Consider the following 15,131-nt stretch of genomic DNA (forward strand, 5'->3'; position numbering starts at 1 on the left):
ACCATTGAATGCATTAAGTTTAAATTCTACAATAAAAACCATTAAATGAATACAATATATGAATGGATAGAGGAGAATAACGATGAAAACATTGGTTATTATTGGAGCAGGAAAAGGTTTGGGATTGTCATTAGCCAAAAGATTTGGTGTAGCAGAATTTCAAATTGCTTTCGTCTCACGCAATGCTACCAAGTTACAAGAAATGGTAGACGTCTTAAAAGAAAATCATATAGAAGCTTCTTATTTCATAGCAGATGTGTATCAAGCAGACCAAATTACAGATGCACTTACTAAAATTAAAGACAAATACGGTTCGATTGATGTGTTGGAATTTAGTCCTACTCCTGGAAAATATCCACCTACCTCTGTATTGGAATTAACAGCAGATAATATTAAAGACCTATATGAAGGTTATATTTTCAGTGCTATTCATGTGGTGAATACGGTATTACCAGATATGCTTACACGCAAAGAAGGAGCTCTACTTTTCACGACAGGATTATCCGCACTATACCCTATACCTATGATGGGGAATATCGGCATTATTCTTGCAGGTCTGCGTAATTATATTGCTAATCTTCATACTGAATTGTCACCTAAAGGCATTTTTGTAAGTCATCGATCGTTAGGTTTATGGATCAAAGAATCAGGTAATGGCACAGTGAATGATCCAGATGTTATTGCAGATATGTGGTATAAAGCTTATATAGATCAAGCAGTATGGGAAGAAGAGTATCCAAAAGGAGTTACGCCAGAAACAATACAGTATTAAAGCACGACAGAATTAAGTAATATTTTCGAATCTACAAAAATGCTGAATTCAAATGTATATACCAAAGAAGTCGCTTAATAAGCGGCTTTTTTATTTGTGTAAAAGAAACTAAGGTGAAAATATAATCGATATCAAACACACGTTAAAAGAAATAAACTACAAATTTAAAATTCGTTGTTGACAATGAGAATCATTATCAAGTATGATCAATCCATGGAAAACACATATGCGGGAGGATTACAATGTCTAAAATATTAGTGGTGTTCGCCAGCATGACTGGGAATACAGAAGAAATTGCAGATTTGATTGCTGAAGGAATACAATCCACAGGTGGAGAGGTTGAACTCAAGCAAGCAATGGACTGTGATGCGGATACTCTTTTGGAATACGACGCAGTACTCCTTGGCGCTTATACTTGGGGAGATGGCGAATTGCCAGATGAATTCCTCGACTTTTACGAAGATATGGATGAGTTAGATCTTAGTGGTAAAAAAGCCGCTGTATTCGGAAGTGGAGACACTTGTTACGAACAATTTGCAGCCGCAGTCGATATTCTGTCGAATAAGTTGAAAGAGCGTGGTGCAGATATCGTAGTAGAAGGGCTGAAGATCGAATTGAATCCTTCATCCGACGAGAAGGAAACTTGTCGTGAATTTGGCAAAAAATTTGCAAGTGTAGCAGTAAGTGTAGGTTAATACCTTATTACTTGTTCACTGCATCACACTAGAGCAGATGTAATCAAAGACTTCGTATGACTGGAAAGCAGGTGTTAAGCATATATGAATTATTCTACAGATCAGGCTTCACCTGTTTTGCAGGACTACAAGCTGGAAGAATGGCTACGAATGACATATCGTAATCCAGATCAATCTCTACCTACACGCAAAACATCACGTAATCAGACTTCCTCGATTCATTGGAAGCAACGGGTACAGTTTGCGATAGGGCATGCGATTAATCGCTATTACAGTATGTCACCAGAGCTAAGAGGAATAACCGATATTGGACAACTGGTTGATTTCCGTTGGCCTAAGCGTATCTCTTACTTTGATCATGAACAGCAGTACTGGCAAGTCAAAGATCTGGTAACGGCGAATATTCGCAAGCTTCTTGCTACTAATGAATATGCACCTTACCCGATGATGTTGTATGAACAGCATCAGACATTGGTTCCAGAACTGCAAACAAACTTGTCGGTTATCTTTCAAGTAGCCTGGCAAGGATCTGAACAAACAGCGCAACCGGATGATTCATCTGGACACAAGAGCCTGATTGTTCAGAAGTTTATCGTTGATGATGATCCTTATACAGCAGAAGCTTTTATTCATCTGTCTTCAGTGTTTTGCCAGTCTGCTTTTGGTAGGCTACCGGAACGAATCGATATTTTTTCGATCATGGAAGGGACAGTACAGCGACATTATCCTTCCCCGGAAAAATTGCCTGCATCACTGGATTATCTTCATTTATTACAACATGTCGTACCAGGCGGAACTCAAGTCTGTGAACATTGCAGACAGAACGCTGGTGTGACATCCCTAGCTCCTTCGTGGAGCCTCATGTAGGTGGACCAAGAAACGGGTCAAAATCCCCCCATCTTTTTGACCCGGATTCTTTTCACAATATAAGCAAGACCAACGAACATACGGCTTTCCTGTTACAGGGAATAGAGATCATTTATCTTTTCGTCCCAGTCACATGATTCGATAAAATAGATGAATCTCTAAGCAAAAGCGTTTATCCAGGCATGGACCGGACCTCCGTGCTTGGTATAAACGCTTTTTCTGTGTTTGGATATTAAGTTTAAATTTCAGGCATAGGTGGAGAGTATAGATAATAATCTTGAATATCTTGATGTTGGAAACCACACGATTCATACAGATACAGTGCACGATCATTATCAGACACTACATTAAGCCAGACACTATGACCAGCCTCGCTTTCAGCAAGAGCAACCTGACGTAACGCACTTCGCCCGATTCCATGTCCACGTAGTGCCGGATCGATAACAAATCCGTAGATCCAACTGTGTTCTCCTTCATAATCGACTTCTATTTTCCCAACAGCTATTCCAGCATGTTCAATAACGATCATTTTACGGGTTTTGGAGCGATTGGGGTTCGCGAGTGTAGCCAGTGTAGACGCTTCACTAATAGCAAAAGCATCGGCATCCAATCGTAACCACAAAGGAATATCACTATCATTAAAAGGGCGCAATACCGCCGTTTCCGGTTCCTCTACACTGAGATGATTATGCTCGTTATCTAGCTTGAGCGTATATTCAATACTGTGTAGAACGACAGGTCTTGTATTCACCCATGCTTGACCGGAGACTGAATCACGAGGCACATTGAGTAGTACTTGCTTGGCATCGACTAATTGTCCGCGGCTAACAGCTTGTTCCCACAACTTTGTGAATACACCACGTCTACGATAAAGAGGATGAGTCATTCCACATACTTCAATATTTTGTCCCATACGGTAAATTCCTAAAAAACCAATCAGTAATTTACCTTCATAATGGAAAAAGTCTTCTACACTACCAGGAGCACGGTTTTTAAGCATATCCCAGTTCAATTTGAGCATAATAGAATCTTCTTGTTCACAAAGACTCTGTAATTCTAATATATCTGCTAACTGCTGAAGTTTGAGCATAACTGTACCTCTTTTTTTCTGTATTTATATAGAAATTTATCGCTATAAAGCTTGAATTATCTTTTGAATCAACAAGAAGATTACATGCTTAATCTATCTATGATTAGATCGCATACGATCGTCAAATGTATCTTGACTACGTCTCCCATCCATCTTCTTTGGTCAGTCTACGTATAATTATATAAGGAATATACTAGATAAAGCTATCTAAGTTTTACAAATAAAAAAAGCATTCGTAGTCACCGGTCAGGTAGAACCACGAATGCGTCCAGTTAATAATAATAGAATAAATGAAATTAGAATCGTAATAATGGTTAAGCTCCATGCGAGTGGCATATTGTTAGCATCGACTGCAAAATAAATCGCTGTAGGCAGGGTCTGCGTTTTACCGGGAATATTACCTGCTACCATAAGAGTCGCTCCAAATTCTCCGAGTGCTCTAGCAAAAGCAAGAACAAAGCCTGTAACCAGTGACCGCCATGCCAGTGGCAAAATCATATGCCAGAGTAATTGCAATTCGGTAGCCCCTTGAGAGCGTGCAGATTCGAGCACATCTTTGTCCACAAGCGCGAATCCGGTTTTGAGTGTCTGATAAGCCAGCGGAAATGAAACGACAGTAGCAGCAATAATCGCTCCTGTTACGCTAAAGACAATCGGTTGATGGGTAAGCCACTCGGCTAATTTCCCAATCCAGCTACGTCTGCCTAATATCGTTAGTAATAGTAGACCGACCACAGAAGGAGGTAGCACAAGCGGTAACATAAATATAGTTTCTACAATAGATTTTCCGGGAAAAGAATATCGATTCATTATCATTGCAATAGCAATACTGAGTAGAAAAGCAAGTGTTCCTGCAATACTAGCGATTTGTAAAGAAAGTAGGATCGGCGAACCGATCACATCCCATGACCAGACAAAAGAACTCATGAACCTGAAGAAGCCTTCAAAAATCCATGTTTGATAAAGATTGCTTGTGCTTCATCTGTCTGTAAATAATCGTAAAAATCAGCAGCTTCTTGAGGATGAGTCGTAGCAGATACGATTCCGGCTGGATATAGAATAGGATCATGACTATTTGATTCTGTTGTAAAAGCAACTTTTACGCCGTCCGAATCTATCGCATCTGTTTTGTACACAAATCCTGCTTCAGCATTACCTGTTTCTACATAAGAAAGAACTTGCTTCACATCTTTAGTAAGCACAATTTTGGATTGTAATGAATCCCAAAGACTATCCGATTCTAAAGTCTGCTTCGCATACATACCAGCCGGAACAGATTCAGGGGTACCGACAGCTATTTTTTTGATGTTTTCATTAGTTAAGTCTTTTGGTGAAGATAAAGAGAGAGTGCTGTCTTTGGGTACAACAAGTACAAGTTGATTGGCTAACAGATCTTTTTCATGAGCTTTATCGATTAGATTAGCACTGAGTAAAGCATCCATCTGCTTACTACCTGCTGAAAAGAAAAGATCGGCAGGTGCACCTTGTTCAATTTGTTTCTGCAATGTACCTGAAGCGGCAAAATTAAAAGTAAGCGTTACATTAGGATGCTTTTGCTGATATAAAGTTTGGATTTCTTGCAGGCTATCTGTTAAGCTTGCCGCCGCTGAAATTGTTAATTGAACAGGTGTATCTGATGTAGATGTAGCACTATTTTCATTAGAAGTGGTTGTAGGAGTAGTAGCATTATCTGTACTGGATGTTGTGGTGGTAGATGAACAAGCACTAAGCATCAAGACCAGACATAACAGAATAGCAGTAATCGTTAAGCGTGACGTAGACGAAGTAGAACGAGGTGAACGCAAAGCAAATAGAGATTTCAACAAATATTCCTCCTTAAAGTTATAATACAACTATGTATTACACTCATTATTATATATTAGATCATACTAAATCATTCTAATTATATCTAGTTATAATTAAATATAATAATTAATGAAGAATCTTATTATTGATTAAATTGAAAACAGATCTGATCCACGTTAAGATAAATGTATATTGTTAGGGAGGAACCACCTATGAATGAGCAGGTGTCATACACAACTGAAGAAATCGCCAAATTACTAAAAGTCTCTAAATTAACCGTTTATGATTTGATTAAAAAAGGCGATTTACCTGCGTATCGTGTAGGTAAACAAATGCGAGTCGATCATTATGACTTAGAAGCTTACAAACAAAAAGCCAAAAATGGAATGATTCGTGAAAATCGAGAAAATGCGGGACAGCTCAATATGACTGCTACCTCACTAGATAGTATGTTGCAGACTTCTTCATCATCGGATGTATCAGAAGTGTCTCCACTTCAACCGGGAGTGGGTAATATCCCACATATCGATTATCAAGATCATACTGCTGATGCCGAAGCAACAGTTACACCTGAATTTGTACATGCGGCTTATGCACGTCCAGAAGAGATTTTGCGCAATACCGGAACAATGAATCCTATTACACAGGATACTATCACGCCACCGACCAGTGGCAGAACGATTGTGATTACCGGACAAGATACCAGTCTGGATATTCTGGCACGTTATATGGAAAAAGAAGATAGTCGTTATCGTCCACTTCGTTCTTTTGCAGGTAGTATGGACAGTCTGGTATCAATGTATATGGGTAATTCTGATATTGTTAGCACTCATTTATTTGATGGAGATACTGGTGATTATAATTTGCCATATATTCGCAAAATTCTAGTCTCACATCCTTGTACAGTAATCAATCTAGCATCGAGAAGAGCAGGTCTATATGTAGCGAAAGGCAATCCAAAAGGGATTCGTACATGGCAAGACTTGGCTCAAAATGGTGTAAAGATTGTGAATCGAGAGCGGGGAGCGGGCGCACGTGTATTACTGGATGAACAACTACGATTGAACAATATTCGTACCTCTCAATTACAAGGATATACACAGGAAGAATCGTCTCATATTGCAGTAGCTGGCAAAGTAGCCAGCGGTCAAGCAGATGTAGGTGTTGGAAGCGAGAAAGCCGCCGCTTTAGTAGGAGTAGAGTTTGTTCCTTTAACTGTGGAGCGTTATGATCTGGTGATATTAAATAAAACTGAAAATGCCGAATGGATAGCTACTTTAAAAAGAATATTGTCCTCGGATGAATTTAAGCGTGAGTTGCAAGCTATCGGCGGATATGATCTATCTCGTACAGGAGAAGTAATATACGCAAGTGAATATTAATATATCTAATGAGGAGGATACAAAGATGAAAGACAAAGTCAAAGGATTGGTAGTAGGAATAGCGATCGGTTCATTATTGACAGGGACAGGCGTAGCAATGGCAGCAAATACTAGCAGTATTCAGGTAGCTTTCAAAAATGTCGGTCTATACATCGATCAAGTCAAAAAATCAGATGCCAATGTTATTATTTATAAAGGAACAACGTATGTACCGGCAAGAACGATGAGTAATGCGATGAGCAAAGATATTCGTTTATCAAATAACAATTTGTATATTGGAAGTAATCAGACCAATAGTTCGGGTTCATCGTCATCTTCTAATTCGACGACTACACCAACACCAACGATACCCACTCCAAGTGCACCTACTGTACCAACAACACCATCTTCAACATCCAGTACATCTACGAGTAAAAGTACATCTCCAGTAAGTGAAGCCCGAGCAATTCAATTGGTCAAAGATAAGTACAAGTTGAATGGTTCTTCTTATCTGGTTACAGATGTAGATCATGAAGAAGATAATATGTATGTAGTCCACGTCTATGAAAATGTAGTCGACGATGCCGCAACAGGAGAAGGTCATACTGCTACATATGGCTGGTATTATGTTGACAAAACAACAGGTGCAATTACATCAATGTTCTAACCAAACGATAACAATAATAGAAATCATGATGATATAACAAATTCAAAAAGCTGTAACTCGCTATGTGTACAAGGGAGTTACAGCTTTTTGCTATGCATATAATTAAAATATTCTAAATAATCTAAAGTATGATAAGCGACTAATTGTAACTAAGAGGTGATCGGAATCCAGATCTGCGGAGCAACGTTAGGCCCACCATATACTTCTAGTTCAGGCAGATACGCATGTTCATAAGCATTAGAAGGAAACCATTCCGAGATAATCTGTTTCCAGACTTGTTGCATACTAGCGGGCATCGGGCCTTCTACTTCAAATACACTCCATTTGGAAGCAGGAATATGTAAGCTTGATAACCCTTCAGGAGTATCACCATCGTAAGCAGTAGCAATCCAATATTCCATTTGATTAGCTTGCATTTCAGTCTGATCTACACAGACCCCTAGTAATCCTGGAATAACACCATTGTTTAGTTCAAATAAACGATCTTCTACACCTTCATGATATGCTTTATCCCACATTTTGGGGATTTCTCGCAGATTTTCACCATTCTCATACGAAAAAGTTTGCTTGATGCCGACTAATGAAAATGCAGGATGTTCGATCATTTTATAATTCATCGGTTCTGCTCCTTTGATCTGAACTTGAATAGTCAAGCGATTGTAAGACTTGAGCGAAGTACTATGTTTGCGTGCTTCGCTAGGTGCAATCCCATGTTGTCTTCGGAAAGCTTTGGAAAAAGATTCCGGGGTATCGTATCCGTACTTGTGAGCAATTTCAATAATTTTGTGCTCACTATGTAAAAGTTCGTGAGCAGCCAGTGTTAATCGTCTACGTCTTAGATATTCTGCTACTGTCGTATCGGTTAACAAAGCAAAGTTACGCTGAAAATAAAAAGGAGACAGATGTGCTTGAGCAGCAATTTGTTCGATCGTGATAGGCTCTAATAAATGTTCTTCCATATAGTGAATAGCAGTCTGTAAAGAGGTTATCCAGTTCATCGTTATTGTTCACTCCTTGATATTTAGTATAAAGGAAAGTAATCAATCGATCCGGTCATTTTGTGCGCTGTTTTGTCTGTTATCTGTTAGATAGAGAACAAATAGTCAATATAATAGGTGTACCCATAGTTGTTTTGACAATGATAATGATTATCATTTATAATAGGTATAGATACAGATTTTGAAGGAGGACTGGCTATGTTTGCTATTATACGTAGTATCACAGTAACAGAAGGTAACGCCCATCAAGTTGTAGAGCGTTTTAATCAACCGGGTATTTTGGAAGAACAGCCTGGTTTTGTTGATTTAACGATTTTGGTGAAGCAGACTCGTAAAGGGGAAGAAGAAGTCGTCCTTTTATTCCGCTGGGAATCTGAAGAAGCGTGGAAGAATTGGGAGAAAAGTGATGCTCATATTCAAGGGCATCGCCAAAAAGCAGGTCAATCTAAACCCGAATATATCATTAACTCTATCAACGGGAAGTATGATATCAAAGCAATCAAAAAAGGAAAAGCATAAGAATCAACAGACAAAGTCGCTATTATAGCGGCTTTTTTTTGTTGTTTTATAAATACTATATTCTTATCTTGCACGTAATGGATTGATATTTATAAAGGTATCTGGCAAATAACACAATAGCCCGTTCGAGTCTTTTTCTTGTTTTTCACCAACTTGTCAGAAAGATATGATTCTTCTTGGAACGATTAAGGACAAAAATGTGACTGCAATTGAATTGATTCAAAATTAGAATACAATAAATTTTAAATATCAAGCGAGATCATAACTTGATCTATTCTGCAAGATGAAAGGGGACAAAGATACATATGGAGATTGATACGGTATTATGGAGCAGGCTTGTGACAGGACTGACACTTGGATTTCACGTTATTTTTGCAACGCTAGGTGTCGGTATTCCATTAATGATCGCTATAGCAGAGTTTATCGGGATTCGAAAAAAAGATCATCATTACATACTGATGGCAAAACGATGGTCAAGAGGATTTGTGATTTCGGTAGCGGTTGGTGTAGTGACAGGGACAGCAATCTCTCTACAACTGGCTTTAGTATGGCCTAATTTTATGAAATTAGCCGGAAATGTGATTGCACTACCTTTGTTTATGGAAGTATTTGCGTTCTTTTTTGAAGCGATCTTTTTAGGAATTTATTTGTATACATGGGATCGATTCAAAAATCCGTATCTACACTGGTTATTAACGATTCCAATTGTGGCTGGAGCAGGAATGTCGGCTGTATTTATTACTACAGTCAATGGATTTATGAATACACCGGGAGGATTTCTGATGGAAGCAGGGCAATTTGTAGCTGTAAATCCTGTACAAGCGATGCTTAATACAGCGACATTTTCTAAAGTGTTCCATGTACTGAGTTCTGCTTATCTAACAGGTGCGGCATTATTAGCCGGAATTGCTGCTTTTGCAATGCTTAGAAAAGGGGTATCTGTCTATCACAAAAAAGGCTTAAACCTTATGATGGGCGTTGTTTTGCTATTTAGTCTATTTAATACATTAGCTGGCGATGTATCGGCTAAATTTTTGGCAGAACATCAACCAGAGAAATTGGCTGCGGCAGAATGGCATTTTGAAACTGAACGTGGAGCAGACTTGATTCTGCTCGGATGGTTGAATGCAGAGCATGAGGTGATAGGCGCACTTCATTTGCCGAAAGTGCTTAGTTTTCTAGCATTTGGTGATTTTAATGCAGAAGTGACAGGACTGAATGAATTTCCTTTAGATGAACGTCCACCGCTGCTTGTCCATTATTTATTTGATGCGATGGCAGGAATTGGATTTACGTTGCTTGCTGTCTCCGGTCTGTATTTTATACTGCTGTTCTGGAAGAAGCGTCATCAGTTCAATCTAAATAAATGGATGCTTCGTATAATTGCACTGTGTGCGCCACTTGCTTTTCTAGCTGTTGAAATGGGTTGGTTCTACGCCGAACTCGGACGACAACCCTGGATCATTCGCGGGTATATGCGTGTCGAAGAAGCCGCCACATCTTCGCCGAGTGTCCGCATTTTATTCTTTGTTTTCTTACTTCTCTATATTGTACTTGGCACGATATGTGTACTTGTATTAAGACGATTGTTCCATAACAATCCTGCTGAAGTAGAAATCGAGAAGTGGCACAAAGATAATCCTGATGATGTGACCCGGAAAGGTGGACACGTATGATCAGTTATGAATTGATCGGTATCTCGGTACTCTGGCTGTTTTTGTATGGTTATTTGATTGTAGCTTCAATCGATTTTGGCGCAGGATTTTTTGCTTTCTATGCACGCCTGACCAAGCAAGACCATTTGATTAATCGACTGATCTCACGTTATCTATCACCGGTATGGGAGATCACTAATGTATTCTTTGTTTTTTTCTATATCGGGATTGTCGGATTTTTCCCGGATACTGCTTATTATTATGGGTCTGCTTTGTTGGTGCCTGGAAGTATCGCTATTATTCTGCTGGCGATTCGTGGTTCATTTTATGCTTTTGAAAATTATGGTTCCAAAAACAATATTGTATTTCTATTTTTGTATGGAGCAACCGGATTACTGATTCCAGCTTCGTTATCTGTAGCATTAACGCTGGCTGAAGGAGGATTTATTCTCAAGCAAGGGGATATTGTGTCTCTAGATTACTGGGAGTTATTCACCAATCCATTATCATGGAGCATTGTCGGGCTGGCGATTGTATCTGTTTTGTTTATAAGCGGAACATTTCTAACTTTTTATGCTTCACGTGCAGAAGATAAGTCTGCTTTAACATTAATGCGAGGATATTCTTTATTTTGGAGTACACCGACTATTGTTATGGCATTAACCGCTTTTATTTATTTAGGTCAACATAATGAACGACATTTTCAAAATATGATGAATCTATGGTGGTTGCTTGCTCTATCGGTTGCATTCTTTATGATTGCTATGTGGCTGTTATATAACGGACGTCGCTATGGATTAGCATTTAGCTGTATTATGTTGCAATTTTTCTGCGCCTTTTTTGCTTACGGTATCGGGCAATATCCGTATATTCTTGATCCCTATATTACCATCCAGAGCAGTGCAACGTCACCAGCGATGGGCTTTGCGTTAGTAGTTGTATTTATAGGTGGACTTTGTTTGTTAATTCCTTCACTTATTTTGGTCTTTAAGCTGTTTCTATTTGATGCAGATTATGTAAAAGGGAAAAAATAAACGATATGCTAACTTATAATGGCTACCAAGCAGACTCCTACTATGCTTTGGTCGATAAAGGAGGAGAGTTCGATGAGTAGAACATCCAGTCTGATTAGTGAACAAATGTCTTTACAACGAAAAAATAGAGTTCTTCTAATAATTATTTCATTGATACTAGGCATTACGATCATTATACAGGCAATATTACTGGCTGAAATCGTGCAACAGATTTTTGTTGAAAAAGCTTCCTTTTCATCAGTGAGCGTATTACTAGGATTATTACTGTCTGTAATGGCGATACGTACATTATTGTTTTATAGCAATGGAAAAATAGGGCTATACATGGCTGCTCATGCCAAAACGAATATGCGAGCAGCGGTTATACAAAGCTTGACTCGTACTTCTATGCCGGGCATGTTACTTGGACAGACAGGTGGAAAAGTCAGTATAGCCCTCGATGCGGTAGACGAAGCTGACAGTTATTTTAGTCAATATATGCCTCGAATGATAGAAGCGGCTATTATTCCGATTTTAATTGTAGCATTTACATTTTCACTCCATGTGAATACAGGCTTGATTATGATCTGTACTGCTCCATTTATTCCGTTATTTATGATCTTGGTAGGGTTAAAAACAAAGCATAAATCTGAAGAAAAATATGAACAATTATCTGCGTTTTCCGGTACATTTCTAGACTCTCTTCAAGGATTAGTTTCGTTAAAAATATTCGGACGTGCGCATCATCAGCAACAGCAGATTGAACGAAGCAGTCTAGGATATCGTGATGCAACAATGAGTATTTTGAAAATCGCTTTTACCAATACGTTTATGCTGGAATCGATCGTGATGTTGAGTATCGGTATTGTGGCTCTAGAACTTGCTATTCAATTGCTGGTTTTCAAATCGATGACGTTTCACAGTGCGTTTCTGATTTTGTTACTGATTCCTGAATTTTATAGTCTGTTAAAAAATACAGGCACTGCGTTTCATAGCGGGCGTACAAGTATGGGAGCTGTTCGTAAAGTAGAGCAGATGTTAGCTGAATCCCAACCAACAGAATCAATAGAGAACACAACAGAAGCAACATTAAGCGCTACAAACAAATCCATCACACAAAGTAGCGATCCTTTAATAAGAGTAAAAGACTCTACACCGCTATCGATCGAGTTAGAAGATGTAAAGTTTCAATATGCCCCTGATTCTTTTGCACTTGAGACGGGGCGAATCACCATTACAGCAGGAGAACATATTGCGATTGTTGGCAAAAGTGGATCAGGAAAAACAACGCTACTACACTTGATTGCTGGCTTGCTCCAGCCTACAGCAGGTTCGGTACTGATCAATGGGAATACATTATCAACATATGATGAATCTGCATGGTTTCAACATGTTAGCTATATTACACAGCATCCTTATATATTTGCAGGGACATTTGCCGAAAATATTTCAATTGGAGCAGGTAGAGAAGTGACACGCGACCAGATTGTACAAGCTGTCGAAGAAGCTGGACTTACCGGGCTTGTCGCTCAACTTCATCAAGGCTTAGATACGTTGATTGGAGAAGGGGGAAGAGGACTTTCAGGTGGCGAAAAACAACGGCTTGCTCTAGCGCGTGCTTTTCTGAAGCGACCGGATATTATTTTATTTGATGAGCCTACTGTAGGATTGGATCTGCATACCGAGCAGATCTTACAACGTTCTATTGCTACATTGTCGCAAAACGCAACGATGATTACAGTAGCGCACCGATTATATACGATTCAAGATGCTGATCAAATTTTGTATATAGATCATGGAATAGTCGTTGATTCAGGACGTCATCATGAACTTCTAGCTCGCTTATCTCCATATGCGGACATGGTAAATGTGCAACAAAAAGGAGTGTTAGCATGAATGATCTCGCTATAATGTCCAAAGCGATGCTTCAAGAGCGCAAAGATATTATCTTTTCGATATTGGGAGGATTTATTGCTGGTATAGCAGGTGTCGCTTTATTCTCAGCAAGTGGATACATGATCTCGCAGACGGTATTCGCGCCACCATTATATACATTGATTATTATTACTTCTATGGTCAAATTATTAGGTCTGCTTCGAGCAGCAAGTCGGTATGGTGAGCGTCTGTATTCACACCGAGCAACATTTTCAATGTTAAGCCGATTACGAGTAACATTCTTTGCCAGATTGATTCCGATTACACCCGGGATATTGAACAAAAATCGAAGTGGTGATCTGCTTGCACGTATCGTGGGCGATGTAGAAAGTCTACAGCATTACTTTTTGCGTGTCGCTTATCCTCCTATGATTGCACTACTGGTCTTTTTGGCGACAATGGTATTCACATCGGCTTTTTCAATCTGGATTGCTTGTGTTTTAGTCGTAGGGATGTTATTAACCGCAGTAATCGTGCCGGGCATAGTATTGATAGGACAGCGCAAAATCAATGGACGTGTTCGCGAGCAACGAGCTTTACTTTCTACAGAAGTGACTGAAGTGTTGTATGGTTTTCGAGATTTGAAAATTTACGGACAATTACCAGAGCGAGAACAGCAACTTGGACAAGCTGCTGTGACTTTAACAAAAGAACAACAAAAAGCAGCCGATAATCTCTTACGTGGACAATCTATGCATACCTTTGTCACCTTTTTTATTTCATGGAGTGTGTTAGCGGTAGGGGCATGGCTGATTATAGAGGGTACGCTTAATGGTGTATTTTTAGCTATGCTGATTATGGCATCTATGACTGTTTTTGAAGAAGTAGCAGCGATGGCTACTTTACCAGCTTACAAGCAAGATAGTGAACATGCTGCTGCACGTTTGCACGAAACAGTCGGAAGTGCAGATATAGAATCTGTGCAATCGTCAAAAGTATTATCTAATAATCAAGCTATTTCTATTGATATAGATCAGGTGACTTTTCAATATCAAGATGAATGGAGACCAGCGCTACAAGAATTGTCATTACATCTTAGTGCAGGTTCCAAAACAGCGATTGTAGGTGCAAGTGGATCAGGCAAGTCAACGATAATCGATCTGCTACTCAAGCTTCGTGTACCTACCAAAGGAAGTATAAAATTAAATAATATGTCTGTACAAGAACTGGATGAACAAAGTATCTGGCAGACAACTAATGTGGTATTACAGCAAGGGCACTTTTTTAGAGGTACTGTTCGTGACAATCTGCTATTGAATGATGAACAATACTCGGATGAACAATTAGTAGAAGTGCTGAATCAGATGCAACTTCCTCAACTGCGGTTAACCGATATGGTCTATGAAAAAGGAGAAAATCTATCAGACGGTGAAAAGCAACGACTGGCTTTAGCACGCGCTATGTTGCGCAAAGGACGATTGTGGCTTCTCGATGAGCCGACATCATCGCTAGATTATGTAACCGAACAACGCGTATTACAACAACTTTTGAATAGCGCGACTGAAGATACGCTTCTTCTGATAGGACATCGCTTAACCGGATTAGAAAAGATGGATCAGATTTTAGTGATGGATCAAGGTAAGATTGTAGAGAGTGGTTCTTATTCAGAACTTATGGAGAAACAGGGCTATTTCTATGAAATGAAAAAAATCGAGTGGCAAATGATCGGAGAAGCGGCTATATAAAAAAGTCCTTTTCTCAAGAGATCTGTACAAAATTCATAATTTCTTGAGAAAAGGATATCAATAAATGG

At 39.1% G+C, this 15,131-nt stretch carries 14 protein-coding genes; 10 read left to right on the top strand and 4 right to left on the bottom strand.

Annotated elements, in window-relative coordinates; genetic code table 11:
• The first annotated feature begins 82 nt into the window (after positions 1–82).
• From ACFSGI_RS07830 to ACFSGI_RS07840, 3 genes are all read left to right on the top strand, one after another.
• Positions 83–772, top strand: coding sequence for an SDR family NAD(P)-dependent oxidoreductase (locus ACFSGI_RS07830; protein ID WP_204823591.1), 690 nt, complete (start codon positions 83–85; stop codon positions 770–772).
• Between the two features lie 242 nt (positions 773–1,014).
• Positions 1,015–1,467 carry a flavodoxin gene (locus ACFSGI_RS07835; RefSeq protein WP_204823592.1) on the top strand — a complete coding sequence of 151 codons (453 nt, stop codon included), beginning with the start codon at positions 1,015–1,017 and terminating at the stop codon, positions 1,465–1,467.
• A gap of 84 nt (positions 1,468–1,551) precedes the next feature.
• Positions 1,552–2,334, top strand: coding sequence for a hypothetical protein (locus ACFSGI_RS07840; RefSeq protein ID WP_204823593.1), 783 nt, complete (start codon positions 1,552–1,554; stop codon positions 2,332–2,334).
• 238 nt (positions 2,335–2,572) lie between these two features.
• Here ACFSGI_RS07840 and ACFSGI_RS07845 read toward each other — a convergent pair whose 3' ends face one another.
• The 3 genes from ACFSGI_RS07845 to modA form a co-directional block, all read right to left on the bottom strand.
• Positions 2,573–3,424: a GNAT family N-acetyltransferase gene (locus ACFSGI_RS07845; protein WP_204823594.1), complete on the bottom strand. Its 852-nt coding sequence runs from the start codon at positions 3,422–3,424 to the stop codon at positions 2,573–2,575.
• Positions 3,425–3,670: 246 nt separating this feature from the next.
• The gene (gene modB / locus ACFSGI_RS07850; RefSeq protein ID WP_204823595.1) at positions 3,671–4,351 is read right to left on the bottom strand and encodes a molybdate ABC transporter permease subunit; all 681 of its coding nucleotides are present in this window, start codon (positions 4,349–4,351) and stop codon (positions 3,671–3,673) included.
• Positions 4,348–5,247, bottom strand: a complete 900-nt coding sequence (gene modA, locus ACFSGI_RS07855) for a molybdate ABC transporter substrate-binding protein (protein WP_379282873.1) — start codon at positions 5,245–5,247, stop codon at positions 4,348–4,350. The genes modB and modA overlap by 4 nt, the downstream gene beginning before the upstream one ends.
• Positions 5,248–5,442: 195 nt before the next feature.
• Here modA and ACFSGI_RS07860 point away from each other — a divergent pair, with 195 nt between their 5' ends.
• Both ACFSGI_RS07860 and ACFSGI_RS07865 read left to right on the top strand, forming a co-directional pair.
• On the top strand, positions 5,443–6,612 hold the full coding sequence (locus ACFSGI_RS07860) for a substrate-binding domain-containing protein (RefSeq protein WP_204823596.1): 1,170 nt from the start codon (positions 5,443–5,445) through the stop codon (positions 6,610–6,612).
• A gap of 25 nt (positions 6,613–6,637) precedes the next feature.
• Positions 6,638–7,258, top strand: a complete 621-nt coding sequence (locus ACFSGI_RS07865; RefSeq protein WP_204823597.1) for a hypothetical protein — start codon at positions 6,638–6,640, stop codon at positions 7,256–7,258.
• A gap of 149 nt (positions 7,259–7,407) precedes the next feature.
• Here ACFSGI_RS07865 and ACFSGI_RS07870 read toward each other — a convergent pair whose 3' ends face one another.
• On the bottom strand, positions 7,408–8,256 hold the full coding sequence (locus ACFSGI_RS07870) for an AraC family transcriptional regulator (RefSeq protein ID WP_204823598.1): 849 nt from the start codon (positions 8,254–8,256) through the stop codon (positions 7,408–7,410).
• 198 nt (positions 8,257–8,454) lie between these two features.
• On the opposite strand from ACFSGI_RS07870, the gene ACFSGI_RS07875 reads away from it, so the two are divergent.
• The 5 genes from ACFSGI_RS07875 to cydC all read left to right on the top strand — a co-directional run bounded on the left by ACFSGI_RS07875 (position 8,455) and on the right by cydC (position 15,063).
• The gene (locus ACFSGI_RS07875; RefSeq protein WP_204823599.1) at positions 8,455–8,775 is read left to right on the top strand and encodes an antibiotic biosynthesis monooxygenase; all 321 of its coding nucleotides are present in this window, start codon (positions 8,455–8,457) and stop codon (positions 8,773–8,775) included.
• A gap of 305 nt (positions 8,776–9,080) precedes the next feature.
• Positions 9,081–10,451, top strand: coding sequence for a cytochrome ubiquinol oxidase subunit I (locus ACFSGI_RS07880; protein WP_204823600.1), 1,371 nt, complete (start codon positions 9,081–9,083; stop codon positions 10,449–10,451).
• Complete coding sequence (locus tag ACFSGI_RS07885; RefSeq protein ID WP_204823601.1) at positions 10,448–11,464, top strand: cytochrome d ubiquinol oxidase subunit II; 1,017 nt, start codon at positions 10,448–10,450, stop codon at positions 11,462–11,464. The genes ACFSGI_RS07880 and ACFSGI_RS07885 overlap by 4 nt, the downstream gene beginning before the upstream one ends.
• A 72-nt stretch (positions 11,465–11,536) precedes the next feature.
• Entirely contained in the window at positions 11,537–13,339 is a 1,803-nt protein-coding gene (gene cydD, locus ACFSGI_RS07890) for a thiol reductant ABC exporter subunit CydD (RefSeq protein ID WP_204823602.1), read from the top strand.
• Positions 13,336–15,063 (top strand): thiol reductant ABC exporter subunit CydC, encoded by a 1,728-nt coding sequence (cydC, locus tag ACFSGI_RS07895; RefSeq protein ID WP_204823603.1) that lies wholly within the window; start codon positions 13,336–13,338, stop codon positions 15,061–15,063. Before cydD ends, cydC begins: the two co-directional genes overlap by 4 nt.
• Positions 15,064–15,131: the final 68 nt, after the last annotated feature.

It is taken from the genome of Paenibacillus nicotianae (assembly GCF_042681745.1).
GTDB lineage: Bacteria > Bacillota > Bacilli > Paenibacillales > Paenibacillaceae > Saccharibacillus > Saccharibacillus nicotianae.

Bases quoted from the DNA above. Each gene is read 5' to 3' on its own strand.
- ACFSGI_RS07830 (WP_204823591.1), top strand. From the start codon at position 83: ATGAAAACATTGGTTATTATTGGAGCAGGAAAAGGTTTGGGATTGTCA.
- ACFSGI_RS07865 (WP_204823597.1), top strand. From the start codon at position 6,638: ATGAAAGACAAAGTCAAAGGATTGGTAGTAGGAATAGCGATCGGTTCA.
- ACFSGI_RS07885 (WP_204823601.1), top strand. From the start codon at position 10,448: ATGATCAGTTATGAATTGATCGGTATCTCGGTACTCTGGCTGTTTTTG.
- ACFSGI_RS07835 (WP_204823592.1), top strand. From the start codon at position 1,015: ATGTCTAAAATATTAGTGGTGTTCGCCAGCATGACTGGGAATACAGAA.
- ACFSGI_RS07870 (WP_204823598.1), bottom strand. From the start codon at position 8,256: ATGAACTGGATAACCTCTTTACAGACTGCTATTCACTATATGGAAGAA.
- ACFSGI_RS07880 (WP_204823600.1), top strand. From the start codon at position 9,081: ATGGAGATTGATACGGTATTATGGAGCAGGCTTGTGACAGGACTGACA.
- ACFSGI_RS07875 (WP_204823599.1), top strand. From the start codon at position 8,455: ATGTTTGCTATTATACGTAGTATCACAGTAACAGAAGGTAACGCCCAT.
- ACFSGI_RS07860 (WP_204823596.1), top strand. From the start codon at position 5,443: ATGAATGAGCAGGTGTCATACACAACTGAAGAAATCGCCAAATTACTA.
- cydC (WP_204823603.1), top strand. From the start codon at position 13,336: ATGAATGATCTCGCTATAATGTCCAAAGCGATGCTTCAAGAGCGCAAA.
- modB (WP_204823595.1), bottom strand. From the start codon at position 4,351: ATGAGTTCTTTTGTCTGGTCATGGGATGTGATCGGTTCGCCGATCCTA.
- cydD (WP_204823602.1), top strand. From the start codon at position 11,537: ATGAGTAGAACATCCAGTCTGATTAGTGAACAAATGTCTTTACAACGA.
- ACFSGI_RS07840 (WP_204823593.1), top strand. From the start codon at position 1,552: ATGAATTATTCTACAGATCAGGCTTCACCTGTTTTGCAGGACTACAAG.
- ACFSGI_RS07845 (WP_204823594.1), bottom strand. From the start codon at position 3,424: ATGCTCAAACTTCAGCAGTTAGCAGATATATTAGAATTACAGAGTCTT.